15 protein-coding genes are annotated in these 16,544 nt (G+C 70.3%); 5 read left to right on the top strand and 10 right to left on the bottom strand.

Translation table 11 applies throughout. The features are described 5' to 3' along the window. Positions 1-74 precede the first annotated feature (74 nt). Positions 75-2,849, top strand: coding sequence for an FAD-binding and (Fe-S)-binding domain-containing protein (locus ACTIFV_RS11220; protein ID WP_439593084.1), 2,775 nt, complete (start codon positions 75-77; stop codon positions 2,847-2,849). Positions 2,850-2,888: 39 nt separating this feature from the next. Here the strand turns inward: ACTIFV_RS11220 and ACTIFV_RS11215 are convergent, their stop codons facing one another. The 4 genes from ACTIFV_RS11215 to ACTIFV_RS11200 all read right to left on the bottom strand — a co-directional run bounded on the left by ACTIFV_RS11215 (position 2,889) and on the right by ACTIFV_RS11200 (position 8,087). Beyond that, positions 2,889-3,656 carry an IclR family transcriptional regulator gene (locus ACTIFV_RS11215; RefSeq protein ID WP_439592857.1) on the bottom strand — a complete coding sequence of 256 codons (768 nt, stop codon included), beginning with the start codon at positions 3,654-3,656 and terminating at the stop codon, positions 2,889-2,891. Beyond that, the gene (locus ACTIFV_RS11210) at positions 3,653-4,402 is read right to left on the bottom strand and encodes an SDR family NAD(P)-dependent oxidoreductase (protein WP_439592856.1); all 750 of its coding nucleotides are present in this window, start codon (positions 4,400-4,402) and stop codon (positions 3,653-3,655) included. Before ACTIFV_RS11210 ends, ACTIFV_RS11215 begins: the two co-directional genes overlap by 4 nt. A gap of 28 nt (positions 4,403-4,430) precedes the next feature. Next, positions 4,431-6,608, bottom strand: coding sequence for an RNA polymerase recycling motor ATPase HelR (gene helR / locus ACTIFV_RS11205; protein ID WP_439592855.1), 2,178 nt, complete (start codon positions 6,606-6,608; stop codon positions 4,431-4,433). A 216-nt stretch (positions 6,609-6,824) separates the two neighbouring features. Further along, positions 6,825-8,087 carry a hypothetical protein gene (locus ACTIFV_RS11200; protein WP_439592854.1) on the bottom strand — a complete coding sequence of 421 codons (1,263 nt, stop codon included), beginning with the start codon at positions 8,085-8,087 and terminating at the stop codon, positions 6,825-6,827. A 3-nt stretch (positions 8,088-8,090) separates the two neighbouring features. Between ACTIFV_RS11200 and ACTIFV_RS11195 the strand changes: the two genes are divergently transcribed. After that, complete coding sequence (locus ACTIFV_RS11195; protein ID WP_439592853.1) at positions 8,091-8,672, top strand: DUF1697 domain-containing protein; 582 nt, start codon at positions 8,091-8,093, stop codon at positions 8,670-8,672. Between the two features lie 6 nt (positions 8,673-8,678). Here ACTIFV_RS11195 and ACTIFV_RS11190 read toward each other — a convergent pair whose 3' ends face one another. From ACTIFV_RS11190 to ACTIFV_RS11165, 6 genes are all read right to left on the bottom strand, one after another. Beyond that, positions 8,679-9,836, bottom strand: a complete 1,158-nt coding sequence (locus ACTIFV_RS11190) for an AI-2E family transporter (RefSeq protein WP_439592852.1) — start codon at positions 9,834-9,836, stop codon at positions 8,679-8,681. Positions 9,837-9,899: 63 nt separating this feature from the next. Further along, complete coding sequence (locus ACTIFV_RS11185; RefSeq protein ID WP_439592851.1) at positions 9,900-11,582, bottom strand: aminotransferase class V-fold PLP-dependent enzyme; 1,683 nt, start codon at positions 11,580-11,582, stop codon at positions 9,900-9,902. Positions 11,583-11,638: 56 nt separating this feature from the next. After that, on the bottom strand, positions 11,639-12,028 hold the full coding sequence (locus ACTIFV_RS11180) for an MmcQ/YjbR family DNA-binding protein (protein ID WP_439592850.1): 390 nt from the start codon (positions 12,026-12,028) through the stop codon (positions 11,639-11,641). A gap of 144 nt (positions 12,029-12,172) precedes the next feature. Further along, positions 12,173-13,357: an acetyl-CoA C-acetyltransferase gene (locus ACTIFV_RS11175; RefSeq protein WP_439592849.1), complete on the bottom strand. Its 1,185-nt coding sequence runs from the start codon at positions 13,355-13,357 to the stop codon at positions 12,173-12,175. Next, positions 13,354-14,001 (bottom strand): 3-oxoacid CoA-transferase subunit B, encoded by a 648-nt coding sequence (locus ACTIFV_RS11170; RefSeq protein WP_439593083.1) that lies wholly within the window; start codon positions 13,999-14,001, stop codon positions 13,354-13,356. The genes ACTIFV_RS11175 and ACTIFV_RS11170 overlap by 4 nt, the downstream gene beginning before the upstream one ends. Before the next feature lie 2 nt (positions 14,002-14,003). Continuing rightward, positions 14,004-14,771 carry a CoA transferase subunit A gene (locus ACTIFV_RS11165; RefSeq protein ID WP_439592848.1) on the bottom strand — a complete coding sequence of 256 codons (768 nt, stop codon included), beginning with the start codon at positions 14,769-14,771 and terminating at the stop codon, positions 14,004-14,006. Between the two features lie 106 nt (positions 14,772-14,877). Between ACTIFV_RS11165 and ACTIFV_RS11160 the strand changes: the two genes are divergently transcribed. The 3 genes from ACTIFV_RS11160 to ACTIFV_RS11150 all read left to right on the top strand — a co-directional run bounded on the left by ACTIFV_RS11160 (position 14,878) and on the right by ACTIFV_RS11150 (position 16,516). Next, positions 14,878-15,663, top strand: a complete 786-nt coding sequence (locus tag ACTIFV_RS11160) for an IclR family transcriptional regulator (protein WP_439592847.1) — start codon at positions 14,878-14,880, stop codon at positions 15,661-15,663. A 102-nt stretch (positions 15,664-15,765) separates the two neighbouring features. Continuing rightward, positions 15,766-16,257, top strand: coding sequence for a gluconokinase (locus tag ACTIFV_RS11155; RefSeq protein WP_439592846.1), 492 nt, complete (start codon positions 15,766-15,768; stop codon positions 16,255-16,257). A gap of 40 nt (positions 16,258-16,297) precedes the next feature. Next, a complete protein-coding gene (locus tag ACTIFV_RS11150) occupies positions 16,298-16,516 on the top strand; it encodes a hypothetical protein (protein ID WP_439592845.1) in 219 nt (72 codons plus the stop codon). Positions 16,517-16,544 lie beyond the last annotated feature (28 nt).

The following is a 16,544-nucleotide window of genomic DNA, read 5'->3' as shown; positions in this document are numbered from 1 at the left end:
AGTCCACTGTGACCGTCCTCGGTTCCGCTCTTGCGGATGTCTCCGAATCAGTGCCCTCGGCGATCTCGGATGCGATGGGCGAGGCATCCCGTATCAAGACCCGTGCGATCGATCGTGTGGCGTATGCGAGTGATGCGTCGCATTACCTGAACACGCCGAAGGCGGTGCTGATTGCTGAGGATGCCGCGGAGGTGGCGGCGATCCTGCGGGCGGCGGGTGCGAGTGGGTCTCGTGTGACGTTCCGGTCGGGTGGGACGAGCCTTTCGGGGCAGGCGTCGACGGATGGGCTGCTCGTCGACACGCGCCGGGGCTTCCGCCGCATCGAGGTGCTCGACGGCGGGGCTCGCGTGCGGGTGCAGCCGGGCGCGACGGTCCGGCAGGTCAATATGCGCCTGCTGCGACACGGCTATCGGCTTGGACCGGATCCGGCGAGCGAGGCGGCGTGCACGATCGGCGGTGTGGTCGCGAACAATTCGAGCGGCATGGCGTGCGGTATCACCGAGAACACGTATCGCACGCTCGAGTCGCTCGTCTTCGTTCTGCCGTCCGGCACGGTCGTCGACACCGCGGCTCCCGATGCCGATGCGCGTCTGCACGCCACCGAGCCGACTCTCGTCGAGGGGCTGCTGCGGTTGCAGCGGCGTGTGCGGGAGAACCCGGCATCCGTCGCTCTGATCGAGCGGCAGTTCGCGATGAAGAACACGATGGGCTACGGCGTCAACGCGTTCCTCGACTTCGACTCGCCCGTCGAGGTGCTCATGCATCTGCTCATCGGCAGCGAGGGGACACTGGCGTTCATCGCGGAGGCGACATACCGCACGGTGCCGCTCAAGCCGAAGGTGACGACGGCGCTCGCGGTGTTCCGGACGCTGGATGATGCGACGCGCGCGCTGCCGCAGCTGGTGGCGACGGAGGCGGCGACGCTGGAGCTGATGGATGCCACGAGCATCCGGGTGGGGCAGTCCTTCTCCGACGCGCCCCGCGAGATCCTGGGGTTCGATGTGGTGGCCGAAGCCGCTCTGCTGGTCGAGTACCAGGCGATGGATGATGAGCACCTCGTGGACCTCGCCGGTCGGGGCGCGCGGGTGCTCGGTGAAAGCGCGCTGCGCACTCCCGCCGTCTTCTCGCCCGACGCGAACAATCGCGCGACGGCATGGAAGCTGCGCAAGGGGCTCTACGCGACCGTTGCGGGTGCGCGACCATCGGGCACGACGGCGCTGCTGGAGGACATCGTCGTGCCGGTTCCGGCTCTCGCGCCGACCTGTGAGTCGCTGCAGGAGCTGTTCGCGCGGTACGGCTACCGCGACAGCGTGATCTTCGGACATGCGAAGGACGGCAACATCCACTTCATGCTCACCGATCGGTTCGAGGGCGACGAGGCACTCGGGCGGCTCGTGGGGGCCACGGACGAGATGGTCGATCTCGTGCTCGACCACGGCGGCAACCTCAAAGCCGAGCACGGCACGGGCCGGGCGATGGCGCCGTTCGTGGCCCGGCAGTACGGCGCCGAGCTCTACGACGTCATGCGCGAGATCAAGCGGCTGTGCGACCCCGCCGGCATTCTCAACCCCGGCGTCATCATCGGCGACGATCCCGACGCGCACATCCGCGACATCAAGCTCGCCGAGCCCGTCGAGGTCGAAGCCGATCGCTGCGTCGAGTGCGGCTACTGCGAGCCCGTGTGCCCGTCGAAGGATCTGACTCTCACTCCGCGGCAGCGGATCGTCGTGCGCCGCGGGATCGCGAAGGCCGAGGCATCCGGCGACCACGCCCTCGCCGCGGAGCTGGAACGCGACTACGACTACGTCGGCGTCGACACGTGCGCCGTCGACGGCATGTGCGTCACCGCGTGCCCCGTGCTCATCAACACGGGCTCGCTCGTCAAGCGCCTGCGCCGTGAGGATCAGAGTCCCGTGCTCGCCGCCGGGTGGAAGGTGGCGGCGAAGGCGTGGGGTCCGGTGACGCGGGCGGGGGCGCTCGCCCTGTCGGCGGCGGATACCGTGCCCGCTGGTCTCGTGCGCGCCGCGACGACCGCAGGTCGTTCTCTGCTGGGCGCCGACACGGTGCCTTCCTACTCCGCCGATCTGCCCGGCGGGGGAGCGCCCCGGCGAGAGCTCGCGGGCACGATCGGCACGGGCGAGACCATCGCGGTCTACCTGCCCGCCTGCACGGGCAGCATGTTCGGCCCCGCAGCCGGAGGCATCGGCGTGACCGAAGCGTTCCGGCGACTCGTCGAGCGCGCCGGGGTGCGGGTCATCGTGCCCGACGGCATCGAGTCGCTCTGCTGCTCCACGCCGTGGACCTCGAAGGGCTACACGGGCGGACGCGACGTCATGGCGGCCCGCGTCATCGCCACGGTGCGAGAGTCGTCACGGGACGGTGAACTCGTCATCGTCAGCGACGGCGCGAGCTGCACCGAGGGGTTCGCGCACATCTTCGACGACGCAGGCCTGCCCCATCGCACGGAAGACGCCGTCGCCTTCGTCTCCCGCGTCGTGCTTCCCGCACTCGGCGAGATCCAGCCGATCATCGACTCCCTCGTGCTGCACCCCACCTGCTCCTCGACGCAGATGGGCCTCGACCCCGCACTCCTCACCGTCGGCAACGCCGTCGCACGGGCCGTGACCGTGCCCGACGCGTGGGGATGCTGCGGCTTCGCCGGCGACCGTGGGATGCTGCACCCCGAACTCACCGCCTCAGCCACCGCCGCCGAAGCCGCCGAAGTGCGCGCGCTCGGCGCCGACGCCCACGCCTCATGCAACCGCACCTGCGAGATCGGCATGACGCGTGCAACCGGCCACGAATACATGCACGTCCTCGAACTCCTCGAAGAAGCCACGCGCGACTGAGCGGGCCGCATCATGCACAGCGTCGCTCGGAATCGCGGACTACGCCGTGCGCCCACCTGCCGCGATGGTGCGAAGCTCGTTCACGCGAGCAACGAGATCTGTCAGCGGCAGGCGGAACGCGAGCGCGCTCACGCTCACAGCGCCGCGCGCCGGAAGTCCCTCGCCCAGTCGCAGCGGTACGGCGATGCAGTTGACGCCGGGCTCGTTCTCCTGGTCGTCCACGGCGTAGCCGAGCTCGCGGGTGCGCTGCAGCTCGGACCACAGCGCGGCCGGGTCGGTCACAGTGTTCGGCGTCCGCTTCTCGAGCGGCTGAGCCCCGAGCACGCGACGCAGCTCGCCCTCGGATGCCACGGTGTCCGCGAGCAGGAGTTTGCCCACAGCCGTGCGATACGCGGGATTGCGTCCACCCACGACGGAGGTCAGGCGCACGGCGCCCGACGAAGGATCGACCTTCGCCCGGTACACGACGTCTGCGCCCTCGAGCACCGCGTAGTGCGCCGTCTCGCCGAACCGGTCGCTGAGCGCGCGCAGGATGGGCTCGACGATCGCGGCATCCGGTCTCGCCGCGTAATTCTCGAACGCGAGGCGGATGAACTCGTCGCCGAGCACGTAGACGCCGCGACTCAGCTGCGTCGCGAGCCGCGCGGTGCGCAGCGAGGTGAGCGCACGGTGGATCGTGGACTTCGGGCTCTGCAGCGCCTGCGTCAGCTCGTCGAGCGTCGCGCCGGAGGGATGCTCGGCGAGCTCGATCAGCACCGCGAGCACGCGGTCGGACCCGACGAGCTTCGCGGCCTCGGGCGATGTCATACGCGCACCGATCGCATGCCACCGTCGACCGAGAGGATCGTGCCGGTCGTCGAGGCGGCGCGAGGAGAGGCGAGGGATGCCACCGCCCACGCGACCTCATCGGCGCTCACGAGCCGGCCCATCGGCTGGCGCTTGCGCAGTGCCTCGGCGGCGGCTTCGGGGGACTCGGCGGCCTCGAGCAGACGCGCGACCCAGGGTGTGTCGGCGGTTCCCGGCGAGACGGCGTTGACGCGGATGCCGTCGGCGAGATGATCGGCTGCCATCGCGAGAGTCAGGGCGGCGACCGCGCCCTTCGTCGAGGCGTAGAGGGCGCGATCCTTCACGCCGACGTGCGCGACGACGGACGCCGTGTTGACGATGGATGCCGCGTCCGACGCCCGAAGCCACGGCAGGCAGGCCCGGGTCATCCGTGCGATGCCGACGACGTTGACGTCCCACACGCGGTGCCACTCGGCATCGTCGTTCGCGGCGATATCGCCTGCCGCGCCGATGCCCGCATTGTTGATGAGCACGTCGATGCCGCCGAGCTGTGCGGCGATCGTCTGGACGGCCGCGATCACGGTCGCGTCGTCGGTGACGTCCGCCTCCACGGCCAGGACGCCGTCCGGTGTCGAGCCCATCTGCCGGTCGACGATCGCCACCCGTGCACCCCGCGAGCGGAGCTCGCGCGCTATCGCTGCGCCGATCCCGCTCGCGCCCCCCGTAACGACGGCGACGAGTCCTTCGAAGTCCAGAGCATCCGACATGAATTCAGCATATCGGAGCGCCGTTCCATCATCCGGTTGAATTCGCCGTCAGGATGACGAGCCGCTGCGTCGCGCGAGTCATCGCGACGTAGCGGTCGACCGCTCCCTCGATCCCGTCTCCGTACGACTCGGGATCGATCAGCACGACGAGGTCGAACTCGAGTCCCTTCGCCAGCTCGGGGGTGAGCACGCGCACGCGCGCCGACGGCGGGAGCGGGGCAGCCGGAACCCCCTGCGCGACGATGACGCACGCCACGCCGTCCTCGCTGTCGGACAGCCACCCGGCGAGGATGCCCTCGAGCTCCGTCGCGTCGCCGTATCGCACCGGGCGGCCGCTGCGCCGCACCGACGTCGGCACGTTGGCGTCGGGGAGCGCGGCCCGGATGACGGGCTCGGCCGCGCGCATGACCTCCTCGGGCGTGCGGTAGTTCACCGTGAGCGTGGCGACCTCGATGCGGTCGAGCCCGATGTGCTCCAGCCGCTCGCTCCACGACTCGCGGAACCCGTGGCGGGCCTGCGCGCGATCACCCACGATCGTGAAGCTCCGCGACGGGCAGCGTTCGATCAGCATCCGCCACTCCGCGTCGGTGAGCTCCTGCGCCTCGTCGACGATGATGTGGGCGAAGGGTCCCGCGAGCAGATCGGGGTCCGCCGCCGGCAGCGCCGACTGGTCGTCGAGGGAGTTCTGCGCGTCCTCGCCCTTGAGGATCGACATGATCATGAGGTCGCTGTCGTCGCCGGCGATGAGGTCGTCGACGACGGCCGAGCGCCGGTCGCGCTCGGCCGCGCGGGTCGCCTCGGCGCGGATGCGGCGCCGCGTGTCCTCGGGGTCGCCGATGCGCCGTCGGGCTGCATCGAGGATCGGCAGATCCGACACGGTCCACGCGCGAGGATCGTCGCGCTGGAGCGCCGCGACCTCGTCCGGTGCGAGCGAGGGCGCGCAGCGGCGCAGGTACGCGGGCACGGAGAAGAGGTCGGCGACGACGACGGATGCCTCGAGCAGCGGCCACGCGCGCGTGAAGACGCGTCCGAGATCCTCGTGGCGCGCGAGGGTGCGGCGCAGCAGCGCGCGCGGCACGTCGACATCGTCGAACTGGTCCAGGAGGATCTCGAGCACCTCCTCCCAGACCTGATCGCGTGCCTCGTTGTGGGTGGCTCCGGGCTCTGCGGCCGCGAACGCGTCGGCCCACTCCGCCGCCGTGATCCAGAGATCCGCCCACGGCGTCGAGACGAGCAGGTCCTCGGTCGGCGGCTCCTCGTAGAGACGGACGGCCGGCTCGATGGCATCCAGCAGCGTGCGTCGCGCCTTGATCGCGGCGACCGTGGGATCTCTCTCGACTGCAGCCGACGCTCCCTCGTCGACGAGATCGCGCACCGTGCAGGTCAGGACGCCCTCCTCGCCGAGGCTCGGCAGGACGTCCGACACGTACGCCAGATAGGGCTCGTGCGGCCCGACGAAGAGCAGCCGCCCGCGCCCCTCGCCGAGCTGGGGATCGGCGTAGAGCAGGTAGGCCGCGCGGTGCAGAGCCACGACCGTCTTGCCCGTGCCGGGACCGCCGTCGACGACGAGGGCCCCCCGCGCGCCCGCCCGGACGATGGCATCCTGATCCGTCTGGATCGTGCTCAGCACATCGCGCATGCGCGACGAGCGCGAACTGCCCAGGCTCGCGATGAACGCCGACTCGTCGTCGGGCGAGACGAGCACGCCCGACGCACCGGGGACGAGGATCTCATCCCAGTAGTCGGTGATGCGCCCGCGCGTCCACCGGTACCGACGCCGGCTCGACACTCCGAGCGGATGCGCCGGTGTCGCAGCGAAGAACGGCTCCGCGGCGGGCGAGCGCCAGTCGACGAGAAGGCGCGAGCCCGCGGCATCCGTCAATCCCAGCCGGCCGATGTAGACGGTCACATCGTCGGCCACGAAGCGACCGAGGCAGATGTCGATGCTGTATCGCCGCAGCGTGCGCAGACGAGCGCTCAGCCGGTGGATCTCGAGGTCGCGCTCGAGCGCCGCCTCGCCGGAGCGACCCGGCTCGCGTCGCACGCGCGCCAGGCGGGACTCCAGATCGGCGATCTCGCGTTCGAGGCTGTCGGCGATCCGGGCGAAGTGGCGTTCGTCCGCCGCGATCAGGTCGGGTTCGGCCTTGGCGGCGAGGCGGTCGGGAAGAGCGAAGACGGGGGTCGTCACGAGGGGCTCCGTTCTCACGCGCGGAGGCAATGGATGCCGCGCACGGCCGACCAGTATGCGCCCGCGAGGGGGCCTTGCGGCAAGCCCCCATCGCCGCCGTATCCTGGAAGTGCGGGAGGATCTCAGTTCGACGCCGAACCCACCCACCGCTCGCGAACCCACGCACTCTCGTCGACGGAACCGAGTGGGTTCGAGAGAACCGAGTGGGTTCGCGAACCGCGGGAGCTGCCCGGTCTACCGGCAGGTGGCCGCCTTGTCGATGAGCTCCTGCGGCGGGTATCCGTACGCCTGCACGCCGTTGCCTTCGTCGGTGTGCCCCATGCTGATCGCCCACGCCGTCGCCCACGCCTCGTTCTGCGCCTGATCGGCCGAGTCGAACATCTCGTGGCATTTCGAGGTGATGGAGTGGCCGACCTCGTGCGCCACGAGGGCCTTCGCGGACGCACCGGGCCACGTCTCGGCGACCGAGTTCGAGAGCGTGATCGTCGAGAACCCGCCGTCGGCGGTGTTCCATGTCGCGGTGCCCGAGATGCCGTACGGGCCGCCGACGCCGTTCACGTACGGCGCCCAGTCGAACTCGAGCAGCACGCCACCGGCGATCGAACGCGCGAACGCCTCGACCTCGAGGCGCGTCGCGTACAGCGGCCCGGCCTTGGTCTCGAGGACGGCTGCCGCCGAGCTCTTGAGCGCGGCGGCCTGCGTCGCGTAGGCGGCGAACGCGTCGGCGGCGGCGGCATCGACCGTGGCCTGCTGGACGACGGCATCGGAAGCCTCGCGGAAGTCGATCACGACGGCGTTGCGCGCCGAGACGTTCGCGACCTCGAGCGCGTCGGCCGCCCCGGCGACGGAGGCGTAGAGCGCGGTGGCCGCGGCATCCAGGTCAGCGTCCGCGGTGTCGATCGCGGCGTCCGCCGCCGTGAGCGTGCGGGTCAGATCGTCGAGCGAGCCGGTGGTGCTCTCGAGCGCCGGCACGGCATCGAACAGCTCCCACGTCCACAGCGGCTTGTCGTCGTCAGGTCGTGCGACCGGCGCGCCGAGTGCGGACTGCGCTTCGTCCACGGCCTTCGCACTGGCCGCCGCCGCCTCCGCGAACGCCGCCCGCGCGGCGGGATCGACCAGCTCGTCGGTGGCCGCCGCGGCGATGGCATCGGAAGCCTCCACTTCGGCGCTCGCCGTCGCGACGAGTTCGCCCACGTCGTCGCGGGCCGCGTCGGCGTCTTCGGACGCGGCCCCGGCCGCGAGCAGCGCCTCGTCGAAGGCGAGGTTGGCGCTGACGTGCACGTAGGCCGCGCCCGCGATGAGGAGTGCGGCGAGGCCTAGTCCGACCGACCAGCCGACCACGGATCGCGAACCCGCGGTGCGCCGATCGGGCGGTGAGACCCACTCGTGATCCGTCGAGATCGGAACGACCCCGTACTCCGAGGCGACACCGTAGGTCGCCGCGACCGGAGGATGCGCGGGGGCGTCCGTAGGGTCTCTCGGAGGGGGAAGCGTCACATCATGAGTGTAGATAAGCCCGGCCGCACGTCGGTCGCGGGCGACACAATGGTCCACGTGCAGCATGTCGCGTTCTTCCGCAACGTCAATCAGGGGCAGCGCGGCCACCCCTCCACGGCCGATCTGCTGGGCGCCTTCCGCAGGGTCGGCGTCGATGATGCGGCCGCGTTCCAGAGCAACGGCACGGTCATGTTCACGGCTCCGGATGCCGCGGCCGTCCCGCAGGCCGTGCGCGCGCTGCTGGCAGAGCGGGGGATCTTCGACGATGCGATCGAGGTGCGCCCGCTGACGTTCGTCGAGCGGATCGTCGCCGAGCACGCGGCAGCGCCGGATGGCGGCCGCTGCGAGCTCACGCTGTTCGACGCGTCGCGGCGACTGGGAGACGCATCCCTCGTCCGCCAGGAGGCGAGCCGGCGGCGCTGCGCCGTCATCGACGACGGTCCCGGCTGGGCCGTCGTGCGCAACGACCACGATCGGCAGAGCAACGGCACGCCGAGCGTCCAGGCCGTCACCGGGGCGCCGGCCACCTCGCGGGGGATGCTTACTCTCGCGCGCCTGATCGAACGGTTCGCGAGCGCGGAGTGAGCCGCGCTACGCCTCGATCGGACTCTTCGGTCGGGCCCATCGAGCCGGCTCGTTCGGTCCGTTCCAGACTTGGATGACCCCCCACGCGGCCGCCGTGATCGGCACAGCGAGCACGGCGCCGACGATGCCGCCGAGCACCGTGCCGACGGTCAGAGCGACGAGGATCACGAAGGGGTGCAGCTTCATCGACCGGCCCATGAGCACCGGTTGCAGGAAGTTGCCCTCGAGCTGGTTGACGAGAACGACGACACCGACGACGAAGAGCGCATTCACCCAGTCGTTGGCCACGAGCGCCACGAGCGCCGCGAGGATTCCCGCGAGGGTCGCACCGACGATGGGGATGAACGCGAGGAGGAAGACGAGCACGGCGAGCGGGATCGCGAGAGGGACCTGGAGAATGACGAGACCGATGTAGATGCCGATGGCGTCCACGAGGGCGACGGTCGCGGTGCCGCGAACGTACGAGCCGAGCACCGTGGTCGTCTTGTCGCCGATGCGGCGGGCGCGCAGGTAGTTCACGCCGTGGAACGGGCGCAGGAGGAACTCCCACATCTGCGGGCCGTCCTTGAGGAAGAAGAAGAGGATCGTGACCATGAGCACGAGCCCCGTGACGAAGTTGGCGACGGCGCCGACCCCGGCCAGCGCGCCGGAGCCGAACTGTGCGCTCGTGACGAAGCCGGTCAGCTTGTCCACCCACTCCTGCAGCTGATCGGGCTGCAGGAAGTCGAAGGGCAGCGTCTGGATCCACGCCAGCAGCTGCTGGAACCCGTCCTCGGCCTGCGAGTAGAGGTCGTCCCACTGATCGCGGACGGCCCACACGATGAGCCAGCCGAGCAGGCCGAGGATGACGACGATCGCGAGCAGCGTGATGACGGTCGCGAGCAGCGACGGGATGCCTCGCCGACGCATCCAGCTCATCACCGGCTGGAAGGCCGATGCGAGGATCAGCGCGATGACGAGCGGGATCGTGACCAGCGTCAGCGACTGGATCGCGAAGATGATGGCCGCCAGGACCACGACGACGACGATCAGCTGGAGGGCACGCACGCTGAGACGGCCGAAGCCGTCGGCCCAGAGGCTCCACGGCGCGCGCCCGGCCTTGAGGGTGACGGATGCGTCATCCAGCCGCACGGTGCGCGGTTCATCGCTTCGGAAGAGTCCCATGCGATGACGGTACGTGCCACCGGAGAGTTTCGGCCGCCCCTTGCGCGCGACGCGCGGATTCGTCTAGCGCTGGAGGGATGCCGGAGGCAGGTCGAACCACCGCAGATGCTCGAAGTCGTCGCTGAGCCGATCATCGGCCACGTGCTCGGGCTCGCCGTCGGCGTACGGATCGGGCAGCGATGCGAACAGAGCACGTGCGGCGACGAGATGCTCGGCGAGCGCGGACTCGGGCATGCGCTCGTCGCGCCGTGGGTAGGTGAGCGCGCCGTCGCGGTCGTAGTGCAGCTGATCCAGCCGGAGGGGCGGCTCGACGACTCCCGACTCGTGCACCCAGAGTCCGGTCTCGGGCGAGAACCGGTAGTGCGGCACGAGCTTGTGGCCCTCGTCCGCGATGAGAGAGACGGAATCGACGATGTACTGGAAAACCTCGTCGCTGATGAAGTAGTTGAAGCTCACGCGCACCCACCCGGGCTTGATGCCTTCGCAGCCGCCGGCGATCTCGCGCTCGAACTCGTGCGAGCGCTCGAGGTCGATGCCCAGCAGGCGGTGACCGTACGGGCCGGCGCACGAGCAGCCGCCGCGCGCCTGGATGCCGAAAAGATCGTTGAGGATGGCCACGACGACGTTGTGGTGCAGGTAGCGTCCGCCCGGGCGGGTGATGACGAACGAGACGATCGAGAGGCGGTCGGCCGTCGCGTTGCCGAGGATCTGGATCGATGGATGCGACGCCCACGCCGCGCGGGCGCGGGTGAGGAAGCCGCGCTCGAGCTCGCGGATCGTCTCGACTCCGACGGCATCCTTCAGCGCGAAGACGAGCCCGGCCCGGATCGACTCGATGATCGCCGGCGTCCCCGCCTCTTCGCGATGTGCGGGGTCGGTGATGTAATGGTGCTCGAGCGGATTGACGTAGGCCACGGTGCCGCCGCCGACGGACTCGGGCACGGAGTTGGTGAGGATGCGGCGGTTCACGACGAGGACACCCGGGGTTCCCGGACCGCCGATGAACTTGTGCGGCGAGAGGAAGACGGCGTCTTCGTTCGACGCGTCGATGTCGACGTACGGCGCCGCGGCGGCGTAGTCCCAGAACGCGAGCGCGCCGTGGGCATGCAGCAGCTCGGTGATGCCGGCGGTGTCGGTGAGGATCCCGGTGACGTTGCTCGCCGCGCTGAACGAGCCGATCTTGAGCGGTCGGTCGGCGTAGCGCTCGAGCTCGGCTTCGAGGCGCGCGAGGTCGACATGGCCGTCGGCGTTCTCGGGGATCGTGACCACGTCGGCCAGCGACTCGCGCCACGGGAGCTCGTTGCTGTGGTGCTCGTAGGGGCCGAGGAAGACGACCGGGCGCCGATCGGCGGGGATCTGCGCCGACAGGCCGTGCTCGCGATCGAGGTCGGCCGGGATCCGCAGCCCCAGGATGCCGATGATCTTGTTGATCGCGGCGGTCGAGCCGTTCCCCGTGAAGATCACGACCGTGTCGTCGGTGCCCTTGACCGCGCGGTGGATGATCGCTCTGGCGTCTTCGCGCAGGCGGGTCGTCTGCAGGCCCGTGCCACTGGACTCGGAGTGCGTGTTCGCGTAGCGCGGGAGGACCTCGTCGCGCACGAAGTCCTCGATGAATCCGAGCGCCCGTCCGCTCGCGGTGTAGTCCGCGTACGTCACGCGGCGCGGACCGAACGGGCCGTACATGACCTGGTCGTCGCCGATGACGGATGCCCGGATGCGGGCGAGGAGGGCGGGCTCTTCCTGCACGGGTGAAGGATACTCCGGTCGCTCTTCGGGGCTGTGGCTCTCCGGGGCCGCTCGCCTCACGCCGTGCGGTCGTCGAACTCGCGGCGCAGGTACCTCGGCGCCTGGACGCGCCATGCTTCGGCGACGAGCTCGGCGAGATGATCGGCGTCGATGGATGCCGCGCGGAACGCGATCTTCGGCTCGCCCCATGTGGTCGTCTGAGGCAGGAAGACGTCCGGCGCCATCTCGCGCAGAGCGAGCGCGTCGAGCGGATCGGCGAGCTTCACGCCGATGCACAGCTCGGTTGCGACGATCTGACGTACGGGCTCGGGGATGCTCGGGTACGGAACGCACTCCCACGCATAGGGCTTGTTGCGCACGAACCATGCGCGCCCACCGCCGGACGAGCGCTCTTCGCTGCCGGGCAGCCCCGCGGCGATCGCGCTGACGTCGTCGAGAGTGGGCACGACACGACCCTATTCCGCACCTCCGACGCGTCGTGTCCCACTTTGCCCGCTTCGTGTCCCAGTTCGCCTCGGAATCGCGCCCGATAACGAGGCAAACTGGGACACGCAGACGGGTCTGGGGCTCGAGCCCCAGCGGACCGCGCGTCAGCGGGTGAGGATGAGCGCGTCGCCCTGGCCGCCTCCGCCGCAGAGGGCCACAGCGGCGGTGCCGCCTCCGCGCCGGACGAGCTCGTGCACGGCGTGCACGACGAGACGGTTGCCGGACGCCCCGATGGGGTGGCCGAGCGCGATGCCTCCGCCGTGCGGATTGACGACGTCGTCCGTCAGCCCGAGCTCGGCCTGCGAGCGGACGACGACGGCACCGAAGGCCTCGTTGATCTCGACGATGTCGAGGTCGGAGACGGAGATGCCCTGCTTCGCGAGCGCCTTCTCGATCGCACGGGCGGGCTGAGCGTGCAGCGAGTTGTCAGGGCCCGCGACCTGACCCGACGCGCCGACGACGGCCAGGACGTCCCAGCCGTTCTCGTCGGCGTGCGAGCGGGTCGTGAGCACGACCGCCGACGCGCCGTCCGAGATCTGCGACGCATTGCCGGCCGTGATCGAGCCGTCCTTCGAGAAGGCGGGGCGCAGGCCCGCGAGGGTCTCGGCCGTCGTCTCGGGCCGGACGCCCTCGTCCTTCGTGACGACGATCGGCTCGCCGCGGCGCTGGGGGATCTCGATCGGCACGATCTCGGCCTCGAACAGGCCCTGCTCGTGCGCCGCTGCGGCACGCTGATGCGAGCGGGCGGCCACGGCATCCTGAGCCTCTCTCGTCACCTCGAAGCGTGCGTTGTGCCGCTCGGTCGACGCGCCCATGCTCTCGCGGTCGAACGCGTCGGTCAGGCCGTCGTACGCCATGTGGTCGAGCACCTCGATCGAGCCGTACGCCCACCCGTCTCGCGAGCCCATGAGCAGATGCGGCGCGTGGGTCATCGACTCCATGCCCGCCGCGACGACGACGGTCGCGTCGCCCACGCGCAGCATGCGCGCACCGTCGATGATCGCGGTGAGGCCAGAGAGGCACACCTTGTTGACACTGCCGGCGTGGACGTCCCACCCGATGCCCGCGCCGATCGCGGCCTGGCGAGCCGGGTTCTGACCCGACCCCGCGGGCAGCACCTGACCGACGAGCACGGCATCGACGGCGGATGCGGGGATGCCGGCCTTCTCGAGCGCGCCCGCGATCGCCCGCGCGCCGAGCTCGGGGGCGGTCAGCGCCGCGAGCTGGCCCTTGAGTCGCCCCTGCGGCGTGCGCGCGGCGGCGACGATGACGACGTCGTCGTGATTCATGGTTCGATTCTCTCCTGGATGATGAGGGGAGGCTCGGTCGCGGCGATGACCTCGTCGACCGTGACGCCGGGGGCGGTCTCCACGAGCACGAGCCCGGCATCCGTCACGTCGATGACGGCGAGGTCGGTGATGATGCGGTTGACGACGCCCCGGCCGGTGAGCGGGAGAGAGCAGTCGTCCACGATCTTCGCCGAGCCGTCGCGTGCGACGTGCTCCATGAGGACGATGACCTTCGCGGCGCCGTGCACGAGATCCATCGCGCCGCCGGGACCCTTCACCATCTTGCCGGGGATCATCCAGTTGGCGAGGTCGCCCGTCGCCGAGACCTGCATCGCCCCGAGGATCGCGGCATCGATCTTGCCGCCGCGGATCATGCCGAAGCTCGTCGCCGAGTCGAAGAACGCGGCACCCGGCAGGGTCGTCACCGTCTCCTTGCCGGCGTTGATGAGGTCGGGGTCGACGTTCTCCTCGGTCGGGTACGGCCCGACGCCGAGAATGCCGTTCTCGGACTGCAGCACGACCGTGACGCCGTCGGGCACGTAGTTGGGCACGAGCGTCGGCAGGCCTATGCCGAGGTTGACGTACGCGCCGTCGGCGAGTTCTGCGGCCGCACGCGCGGCCATCTCGTTGCGGGTGAGGGCCATGGTCATGCCTCCGTGACGGTGCGGCGCTCGATGCGCTTCTCGATGCCGGTGCCGACCTCGACGATGCGGTGCACGTAGATGCCGGGCAGATGGATGCTGTCGGGATCGAGCCCGCCGGGCTCGACGAGCTCCTCGACCTGCACGATGCACACGCGCCCCGCCATCGCGGCGAGCGGGTTGAAGTTGCGCGCCGCCTTGTTGAAGACGAGGTTGCCGTGGCGGTCGCCCTTCCACGCGTGGACGAGCGCGAAGTCGGTCACGATCGCCTCTTCGAGCACGTACTCGCGCGGCTCGCCGCTCACGTCGAAGGTGCGGACGTCCTTGGCGGGGGATGCCACGGCGATGCCGCCGGAGCCGTCGTAGCGCCGGGGGAGGCCGCCCTCGGCGACCTGCGTGCCGACGCCGGTCTGCGTGTAGAACGCCGCGATGCCCGAGCCGCCCGCGCGGAGCTTCTCGGCGAGCGTGCCCTGCGGCGTCAGCTCGAGCTCGAGCTCGCCCGAGAGGAACTGGCGCTCGAACTCCTTGTTCTCGCCGACGTACGACGACGTCATCTTGCGGATGCGCTTGGCGTTCAGCAGCACGCCCAGCCCCCAGTCATCCACTCCGCAGTTGTTGCTCACGATGCTGAGGTCGGAGGTGCCCTGCTCCAGCAGCGCTTCGATGAGGGCGATGGGATTGCCCGACAGGCCGAAGCCGCCGACGGCGAGCGAAGCGCCGTCGGGGATGTCGGAGACCGCCTCGGCGGCGGATCCCCAGGTCTTGTCGATCACGTGTGCTCCTTCGCGTTCGTGCGTCTGCTCCACACTGCGCGCCGCCGACCGTGCGTGTCACGGCAGGGATTGCCATGTGGAACCCGACGCGTCTATCGTCCATATCGTGGACACCAGCGCGACGATCCCCGGGGCGCAGTCGATCGCGCGCGCCGCACGCCTGCTGCGGTTCGTGACGCAGGCGTCGGCCGACGGACTCGCCGTCAGCGATCTTGCGCGCAAGGCCGAGCTCACGCGCCCCACCGCGCATCGGCTCCTCACCGCGTTGCGCCACGAGGGACTCGTCGATCAGGACGAGCGGACGGGACGATGGATGCCCGGGCCCGAGCTCTATCTCATGGGGCAGGTCGCGGCATCCCGCTACGACATCTCGACCATCGCGCGCGACATCGTGCGCTCCCTCGCCGTGCGGACGGAGGAGAGCGCGTTCCTCTCGGTGCGCCGCGGTGACGAGACGGTCTGCCTGCTGCGCGAGGAGGGCAGCTTCCCGATCCGCTCGTTCGTGCTGTCCGAGGGTGTGCGCTTTCCCCTCGGCGTCGCGTCGGCGGGGCTCGCGATCCTCGCGTTCCTTCCACCCCACGATGTGGACGCCTACTTCGAGCGTCATCCCGAGCTGGTCGAGCAGTGGGGCGGGGCGCACGGCGAGAAGCGTCTGCGCACGCGACTGCGCGAAACGCAGGAGCGCGGCTACGCCGTGAATCCGGGCCTCATCGTCGAGGGGTCGTACGGGCTGGGCGCGGCGGTCTTCACGCGCGAGGGGCACCCCCAGTGGGCGTTGAGTCTCACGGGCGTGCGGTTCCGGTTCGGGCCCGATCGGATCGCCGAACTCGGCCGCACGCTGCTCGCGCACGCCCACCAGCTCTCGTCGCGCATCGCGGCATCCGGGCGCTGAGCCTCCCCCTCACTCGAGTGTCCACGGATCGCGGCTCGAGCCATGTCATAGTCGCGATCCGTGGACACGGGGCGAGGGGTGGGCGTGAGTAGCCTGGATCGCATGTCGATCGTCGTGATGGGGGTCTCGGGCGCGGGCAAGTCGACGGTGGCGGCGGCGCTCGCGGCGGCTCTCGGCGGCGCGTACATCGACGCGGACGACCTTCACCCCGCCGAGAACGTCGCGAAGATGGCCGCCGGCGTACCGCTGGACGACGGAGACAGGATGCCGTGGCTGCGCCTCGTCGGGGGAGCGCTCGCCGAGGACCGGCTGGTCGTCGTCGCGTGCTCGGCGCTACGGCGGACGTACCGCGACGTGCTGCGGGATGCGGCATCCCGCGTCTTCTTCGTGCACCTCGACGTCGACCCGGCCGTCCTCTCGGCGCGCCTCGCGCAGCGGACCGATCACTTCATGCCGGCGAGCCTCCTCGCGTCGCAGCTCGCGACGCTCGAGCCGCTCGACGCGGACGAAGCGGGGATCGTCGTCGACGCGGCTGCGCCGCTCGCCGAGATCATCCCCGCTGCAGCAGAGGCGTGGCGCAGAGCGGAGTCGTAGGCTGAGATCACTCATCTCCCCGTTGCCCGAAGGAGCGCACATGGCCGGCAAGTACGACCTCGAGACGACGACACTCGGCACCCTGCTCGACGACCCCGAGGCGCGGGCGATCATCGTGGAGCTCGTGCCGGAGCTGCCCGATCACCCGATGATCGGCTTCGCGAAGGGCATGCCCGCCGCAGCGGTGCTCAAGATGGCCGGCGGCCAGCTGCCTGCCGACACCCTCGAGCAGCTGACGACCCGCATCTCCGCACTCTGACGCGGTCGGCCGCGCGGCATGCGCGGCG

Origin of the sequence: Microbacterium sp. (genome assembly GCF_051860965.1) — a bacterium.
Classification (GTDB): Bacteria; Actinomycetota; Actinomycetes; order Actinomycetales; family Microbacteriaceae; genus Microbacterium.
This window is presented reverse-complemented; position numbering and strand designations above follow the sequence as displayed.

What these genes read in the sequence shown, in the direction of transcription:
- ACTIFV_RS11170 (WP_439593083.1), bottom strand. Translation starts at nt 14,001, where the DNA reads ATGGCCCTCACCCGCAACGAGATGGCCGCGCGTGCGGCCGCAGAACTC.
- ACTIFV_RS11155 (WP_439592846.1), top strand. Translation starts at nt 15,766, where the DNA reads ATGTCGATCGTCGTGATGGGGGTCTCGGGCGCGGGCAAGTCGACGGTG.
- ACTIFV_RS11195 (WP_439592853.1), top strand. Translation starts at nt 8,091, where the DNA reads ATGAGTGTAGATAAGCCCGGCCGCACGTCGGTCGCGGGCGACACAATG.
- ACTIFV_RS11210 (WP_439592856.1), bottom strand. Translation starts at nt 4,402, where the DNA reads ATGTCGGATGCTCTGGACTTCGAAGGACTCGTCGCCGTCGTTACGGGG.
- ACTIFV_RS11215 (WP_439592857.1), bottom strand. Translation starts at nt 3,656, where the DNA reads ATGACATCGCCCGAGGCCGCGAAGCTCGTCGGGTCCGACCGCGTGCTC.
- ACTIFV_RS11220 (WP_439593084.1), top strand. Translation starts at nt 75, where the DNA reads ATGGGCGAGGCATCCCGTATCAAGACCCGTGCGATCGATCGTGTGGCG.
- ACTIFV_RS11150 (WP_439592845.1), top strand. Translation starts at nt 16,298, where the DNA reads ATGGCCGGCAAGTACGACCTCGAGACGACGACACTCGGCACCCTGCTC.
- ACTIFV_RS11190 (WP_439592852.1), bottom strand. Translation starts at nt 9,836, where the DNA reads ATGGGACTCTTCCGAAGCGATGAACCGCGCACCGTGCGGCTGGATGAC.
- ACTIFV_RS11175 (WP_439592849.1), bottom strand. Translation starts at nt 13,357, where the DNA reads ATGAATCACGACGACGTCGTCATCGTCGCCGCCGCGCGCACGCCGCAG.